The 7,181-nt window shown below is 66.1% G+C and carries 5 protein-coding genes; 1 reads left to right on the top strand and 4 read right to left on the bottom strand.

What is annotated here, in order from left to right:
• Positions 1 to 1,260, top strand: a 1,260-nt coding sequence (locus ACXJL8_RS28735; RefSeq protein ID WP_456686010.1) for a metallophosphoesterase family protein, incomplete at its 5' end; no start/stop codon positions are given.
• Between the two features lie 27 nt (positions 1,261 to 1,287).
• Here the strand turns inward: ACXJL8_RS28735 and ACXJL8_RS28740 are convergent.
• The 4 genes from ACXJL8_RS28740 to topA form a co-directional block, all read right to left on the bottom strand.
• The gene (locus ACXJL8_RS28740) at positions 1,288 to 2,040 is read right to left on the bottom strand and encodes an NUDIX hydrolase (protein ID WP_456622703.1); all 753 of its coding nucleotides are present in this window, start codon (positions 2,038 to 2,040) and stop codon (positions 1,288 to 1,290) included.
• Positions 2,041 to 2,073: 33 nt separating this feature from the next.
• Entirely contained in the window at positions 2,074 to 2,514 is a 441-nt protein-coding gene (locus ACXJL8_RS28745; protein ID WP_456622751.1) for a DUF983 domain-containing protein, read from the bottom strand.
• Positions 2,508 to 4,856 (bottom strand): ribonuclease R, encoded by a 2,349-nt coding sequence (gene rnr, locus ACXJL8_RS28750; protein ID WP_456622704.1) that lies wholly within the window; start codon positions 4,854 to 4,856, stop codon positions 2,508 to 2,510. The genes ACXJL8_RS28745 and rnr overlap by 7 nt, the downstream gene beginning before the upstream one ends.
• 7 nt (positions 4,857 to 4,863) lie before the next feature.
• Positions 4,864 to 7,181 (bottom strand): type I DNA topoisomerase (topA, locus tag ACXJL8_RS28755; RefSeq protein WP_456686011.1); only part of this gene is annotated, 2,318 nt, incomplete at its 5' end.

The raw sequence follows: 7,181 nt of genomic DNA on the forward strand, positions 1-7,181 counted from the left end.
CTGCACGAGAAGACCTTCGCCTCGGTCAACGCAGTCGTTCAACGCCTGAGACCGCAGCCTGAATTCATTCTCTTTCCAGGCGATGAAGTCATCGGACTGACACCGGATCCGGACGCTCTGCGCGCGCAGTGGCGACATTGGCTGGACACGGAAATGGCATGGCTCGACCGTGTGGCCACCCCGATCTGGCACACGACCGGCAATCATACGACCTATGACGCGATGAGCGAGGCGGCGTTTCGCGCGGCGCTTGACCTGCCGAACAATGGGCCGCCGGGGCAGGCTGGTCTCTCCTACTTCGTGCGGCGCGGCGACCTTCTGATGGTGTTCGTCAACACGCTCTGGAGCGGCCTTGGAGGTGAGGGCCATGTCGAGCTCGCGTGGCTGGAAGCAACGCTCAGAGAGCATGGCGACGCCCGATACAAGCTCGTCCTCGGCCATCACCCGGTGTTTCCCATCAACGGCTTTACGGGGACGTATCAGCGCGAGATCGGCCACGAATATTCCCGCCCGTTCTGGGACATCCTGGTGAACGAAAACGTGCTTGCCTATTTGTGCAGCCACATCCTCGCCTTCGACGTACAGGCGCATCGCGGCGTCCTGCAGATCTGCACCGCGGGTGCGGGAACGGCTCACAGGATGCCGGAAGGCGTCGAGTATCTGCATTGCGTTCAAGCCGCGCTCGACGAGAACGGCCTGCGTTATCAGGTGCTCGATATCGACGGCGTCGTCAGGGAGAGGACGGAATGGCCGCTGCCCGATCCTGATCCCGCCCGGTGGAGGGAGCTGCCGCTCGGAAATGTCGAAGCGCCGTTCAGCGGATTTGTGGAGAGCGGACAGAGGATCGAGATGAGACTGGTGGGGCAAAGCGCCGCGACCGATGTCGCATCAGCCCAGACGATCTTCACGGCTTTCGCGCCTGGTTCGATCGCGCCGTTCTGGCTTGGGCTTCGTGGACCGAAGCAAACGCTGACGGCCATCGTCGGTCGTGAGCCGGGGCGCAGTCCATCCTATTGGTTTGGACCTGATCTTCCGGCGGGCGACGGCTTCGATATTCACGTCACGATCTATCCGGATATGGGCCCCGGCGGTCTTCTCTACCGCCATCACGGCTCCCCGCGCTGGTCGTCCTTCACCTCTGCGTCGTCGCGAGGGTTGGAGCAGCTTGTTTGGCCCCGGCATTGGGCGATCGGCCACGGACAAGGCGGCGGCGAAGACCGCGCCTTCAGAGGTGCAGCGTTGAGTTTGCAGATCGCGTGAGYAGGCCTGGAGAAATCGGCGGCCGGATCAGCTCAAAATATCCTTCTGCATCTTGCCGCCGTAGAAATGGAAGAACGGCACCGGCGCGTCGTGGCGGAGCGGGCCGGTGGCAAGACGCGTGTCGAGCTCGTTGAGCACGTTGCGCGTCATCGGATGCAGATCGGCGAGCGGCTTTGAGCCGAGCTCGACCCAGACCAGCTCGACGAGCTCGGCGTCGGCATGGATCACGCCGTCGACGCGGTGGGTGATCGCGGAGGCATCCGCGGTGAAGAAGCGCGTGTCGAACCGCTTGACGCGGCCGGGCGGGGTGATGGCGCGCGCGATCAGGAACAGGCTGGAGGGATCGGGCAGCAGGCCGGCATCGGCAAACGGCTTCCAGGCGCCGTCGAGCCTGGGCGCTTTCCCCTCGGCCTTGCGCCCGAGGCAGAGGCCGGTCTCCTCGCAGGCCTCGCGGATCGCGGCAATGGCGAGCGACTTCGCACGCGAGGCCGGTGTCTTCGGGCTGCCCTTGGCGAGATTGGCTTCCAGCTCGGCGGTAATCGGCGCAGCACAGGGGACCCGATAGTCGTCCTTGTCGACACGGCCACCGGGGAAGACGAACTTTCCGGGCATGAACACCACCTTGTCGTGGCGCTTGCCGACCAGGACCTTTGGAACGGCGCTGCTGCGATCGACCAGGATCAGTGTCGCGGCATCCTTCGGGCGGAAATAGGGATGGTGGTCGGCTTCCTTGCCCTCGTGGATCTTGGCCTTCTCACCTGCCTGCGACGTATCCGTCATGTCCTCACCCAAATCGCTTCTTGCTTATTCTGCTTACACCGGCGGAATACCATCCGGAGGGTTGTCGTCAAAGCCGTGCATGCGCAGGGCCCATTGCAATCCGACCACGGCGCCCTTGACCGGCTGCAACAGCGCGAGTGAGGCGACGAAGGTGAAGGGCAAATAGGCCGCAAAGCTGAGCCAGACCGGCGTGGTGTAATTGGTCTCGATCCAGAGGATGGTCGGCACCACGATGTGGCCGACGATGACGATCACGAGATAGGCGGGCAGATCGTCGGCGCGATGCGGCGTGAAATCGAGGCCGCAGACCGCGCAATTGTCCGCCGTCTTCAGGAAGGCGCGGAACAGTTTTCCCTCGCCGCAGCGTGGGCAGCGGCCGCGAAAGCCGCGCTTCATCGCAGCCCAGACGTCGCGCTTCTCGATAAGACCGGTCTCGCGCGTCCAGATTTTTGGAGCCGTGCTCATCGCTACCAGGCCTTGCCCTTTTGGCCCTTATTCTTCCCCTTGGCCTTCTTGCCCTTGCCGGGCTTTTTCTGTTTCGCCGGCTTATGCTTCTTCGCCGGACTGCGTCCGGGATGCGCCTTGAACGAGGGGCGGCGTTGCGGACCCGGTTGCCTGCGGTCGCGCGGCGCGGTCTCGCCGGACGACGACAGCAGCTCGAAGCGCAACGCACCGGCGATGGGAGCTGCTTCGATCAGACGGACGTCGACGACGTCACCCAGCTGATGCATGGTGCCGCTGCGCGTGCCGACCAAAGCGTGGCGGCCCTCGTCATAGTTGAAATATTCCGTGCCAAGGGATCGGATCGGGATCAGGCCGTCCGCGCCGGTCTCGGCGAGCTTGACGAACAGGCCGGCGCGCGTGACGCCGGAGACGCGGCCCTGGAAGGTCGCGCCGATGCGGTCGGCGAGATGGTGGGCGATCAGCCGGTCGACGGTTTCGCGCTCCGCCTTCATCGCGCGCCGCTCGGTCACCGAGATGTGGGCCGCGACCTCACCGAGGCTTTCCGGCGTCTCGCTGTCGGGCAGCGCGCCTTCGCCAAGGCCGAGCGCGCGGACCAGCGCGCGGTGCACGACGAGGTCGGCATAGCGGCGGATCGGCGAGGTGAAATGCGCGTAGCGGCGCAGGTTCAGGCCGAAATGACCGTAATTCTCGGCGGAATATTCCGCCTGCGCCTGGGCGCGCAGCACGACCTCGCTCACCAGCGGGAAGTGGTCGTGGCCTTCGAGCTGTGCCAGCACGCGGTTGAACAGGGCCGGGCGCAGCGCGCCTGATTTCGCGAAGGGGACGTCGAGCGTCTTCAAAAATTCCGAGAGCGCGTGGACCTTCTCCAGGGTCGGCTCGTCATGCACGCGGTAGATCAGCGGCAGCGACTTCTTCTCGAGCATCTCCGCCGCCGCAACGTTGGCGAGGATCATGAACTCTTCGATCAGCCTGTGCGCATCGAGCCTGTCGGGGACGATGACGCGATCGACCGTGCCGTCGCTCTTCAGCAGGATCTTGCGCTCGGGCAGATCGAGATTGAGCGGATCGCGCTCGTCGCGGGCGCGCTTGACGCAGGCATAGGCGGCATAGAGCGGCCTCAGGATCGGGTCGAGCAGGGGGCCGGTGGTGTCGTCCGGCCGGCCATCGATCGCGGCCTGCGCCTGCGCGTAGTTCAGCTTGGCGGCCGAGCGCATCAGGATGCGATGGAAGGTGTGGGAGCGCTTGCGCCCGTCCGGGCCGATCACCATCCGCACGGCGAGCGCGCCGCGCGGCTCGCCCGGCACCAGCGAGCAGAGATTGTTGGAGATGCGCTCGGGCAGCATCGGCACGACGCGGTCGGGGAAATAGACCGAGTTGCCGCGATCGAGCGCATCGCGGTCGAGCGCGGTGCCCGGCCGCACATAGAAGCTGACATCGGCGATGGCGACGTCGACGATGAAGCCGCCCTTGTTGTTCGGATCGGAATCCGGCTGCGCATGCACCGCGTCGTCATGATCCTTCGCGTCCGGCGGATCGATGGTGACGAGCGGGACGTCGCGCCAATCCTCGCGCCCCTTCAGGTTCGCCGGCTCCGCCGCTTCGGCTTCACGCTCTGCCGCGGGACGGAATTGCAGGGGGATGTCATGGGCGTAGATCGCGATCAGGCTGATCGCCTTCTCCGACTTGACCGAGCCGAGCTTCTCCTTGACCCGGCCTGACGCCAGCCCAAAGGCGCGCGAGCGGACGATGTCGACGCTGACGAGATCGCCGTCCTGCGCGCCGTGCGTCTCGGCCGCGGCGATGTTCAGCTCGCGGTCGGCGGACTTCTTGTCGACGGGGACGAGCCGCCCGCCGCCTTCGGGCAGGCTGCGGAACACGCCGAGGATGCGGCTCTTGGTCTTGTCGAAGACCTTGATGATGTGGCCGCGATAGGCCGGACCTTCGCTCTCATCCGAGCGCTCGACGCGCAGCAGGGCGCGATCGCCTACGCCGGCCGCGGTGCCGGGCTTGGGCCGGCGCGCCATGGCGATGAGGATCTTTGGCGGTTCGCCGCTTTCGACCTCGTCCCATTCGGTGGGGGAGGCGATCAGCTCGCCGTCAGCGTCGCGGCCGGTGATGTCGGCGACCAGCGTCGGCGGCAGGCTGTCGGGTTCTGAAATGGTGTGGCGTTTTTTCTTGACGAGGCCGTCGTCGGCGAGCTCGCGCAGCATGCGCTTGAGCTCGACGCGATCGGCGTTCTTCAGGCCGAACTCGCGCGCGATCTCGCGGGTCCCGACCTTTCCGTGGTTTGCCTTGATGAAGGCGACGATGGCGTCCCGGTCGGGAAAGCCACGGTCATGCTTGCGTTTCACTTAACCTCTAAGTCGTGCCGGCACTTTTCTTGGCCGGAGCTTTGGCGGCGGAGGCCTTGGTCGGCGACGTCTTGGCCGTCGACGACACGGCTGCGCGCGCCTTGCTGGTGGATTCGGATTTGGTTTTGGCCGCGGCTTTCTTCGCGGCCGGTTTCTTGGGCTTTGGCGCGGCGTCATCGCCGTCGGCAGCCTTCTCCGCAGCCTTTTTGGCCTTGGCCGGCTTCGCTGCCTTGGTGGTCTTCTTGGGCTTGCCGCCGCCCTTGGCTGCGCGCTCGTCGATCAGGGCGATCGCCTGCGCCAGCGTGACCGCGTCCTTTTCGAACTCGGCGGGGATCGTCGCGTTGACGCCGCCCGCGGTGACGTAGGGACCATAGCGGCCGCCCTTCACCGTGACGGTGCCGAGCGTCGGATGATCGCCGATCGCCTTGCCGGGGTCGGCGCCGAAACGGCGGCTCGGGCCCTTGGCGACCTTCTCGGCAATCAGCGTCACGGCGCGGTTGAGGCCGATGTCGAAGACCTCGTCGCCGGCCTCGAGGCTGGCATAGGTCTTCTCGTGCTTCACGAACGGACCGAAGCGGCCGAGGCCGGCGGTGATCGGCTGACCGGTCTCCGGATGCTTGCCGATCTCGCGCGGCAGCGACAACAGCTTCAGCGCGAGCTCGAGCTCGACATCACCGGGCGAGGTGCCTTTCGGGATGCCCGCGCGCTTCGGCTTCTCGCCTTCGGCATAGTCCTTCTGCTCGCCGAGCTGGATGTAGGGGCCGAACCGGCCGGCCTTGACCCAGACGTCGAAGCCGGTCTCGGGATCCTGGCCGAGCGAACGGTCGGCGCTGGCCTCGCCGTCGGCGGCGAGCTGACGGGTGTAGCGGCATTCCGGATAGTTCGAGCAGCCGACGAAGGCGCCGAACTTGCCGGCCTTGAGATTGAGGCGGCCGTTGCCGCAGCTCGGGCACTGCCTGATGTCGCCGCCATCGGTGCGGGGCGGATAGATGTGCTGTCCGAGCATGTCGTCGAGCACGTCCAGCACCTGCGCCACGCGCAGATCCTTGATCTCGTCCACGGCGCCGATGAAGCCGCTCCAGAAATCCTTCAGCACCTGCTGCCAGGAGATCTCGTTGTTGGAGATGCGGTCGAGCTGCTCTTCCAGGTTGGCGGTGAAGTCGTATTCGACGTAGCGGCTGAAGAAGCTCTCCAGGAACGCGACCACGACGCGGCCCTTGTCCTCGCCGTGCAGGCGCTTCTTCTCCAGCTTGACGTAGCCGCGGTCCTTCAGGACCTGGAGGATCGAGGCGTAGGTCGAGGGCCGGCCGATGCCGAGCTCTTCCATGCGCTTGACCAGCGACGCTTCCGAGAAGCGCGGCGGCGGCTCGGTGAAATGCTGGGTGACGGCGAGCGACTGCCGCTTCAGCGCGTCGCCCGAACTCATCGCCGGCAGGCGGCGGGAGTCCTCGTCCTCCTCGTCGTCGCGGCCTTCCTGATAGAGCGCGAGGAAGCCGTCGAACTTGATGACCTGGCCGGTGGCGCGCAGTTCCAGCGTCCGGCCGCCGACTTTCGCGGTGATGTCGACGGTGGTGCGTTCGAGCTCGGCGGATTCCATCTGGCTGGCGATGGTGCGCTTCCAGATCAGTTCATAGAGCCTGGCCTGGTCGGCATCGAGCTTGCGGCTCATGCTGTCGGGACGGCGGGACAGGTCGGTCGGGCGGATCGCTTCGTGCGCCTCCTGGGCGTTCTTGGCCTTGGCCTGGTATTGGCGGGGGGCGTCCGGCACGTAGGCGTTGCCGTAATCCTCGCCGATCACCTTGCGCGCCTGGGTGATCGCGGACGGATCGATCTGCACGCCGTCGGTACGCATATAAGTAATGAGTCCGGTGGTCTCGCCGCCGATGTCGATGCCTTCATAGAGCCGCTGCGCGATGCGCATCGTGTGCGCCGGCGCAAAGCCGTATTTGCGGCTGGCTTCCTGCTGCAGCGTCGAGGTGGTGAAGGGGGCCTGCGGATTGCGCCGTGCCGGTTTTGCATCGACCGCGGTCACCGCGTAGGCGGCCGCCTCCAGCGCCCTCTTGAAGTCCTCGGCTTCCGCGCCGGTGCCGATGTCGAGACGCTGGATCTTCTTGCCGTCGGCACCGACGAGGCGCGCCTCGAAGGCGTCGCCGCGCGGCGTCAGCAGGGTCGCGATCAGCGACCAGTATTCGCGCGCGACGAACTTCTCGATCTCGAGCTCGCGGTCGCAGACGAGCCGCAGCGCCACCGACTGCACCCGGCCGGCCGAGCGCGCGCCCGGCAGCTTGCGCCACAGCACGGGGGAGAGGGTGAAGCCGACCAGAT

This window comes from Bradyrhizobium sp. P5_C11_2, assembly GCF_054049755.1.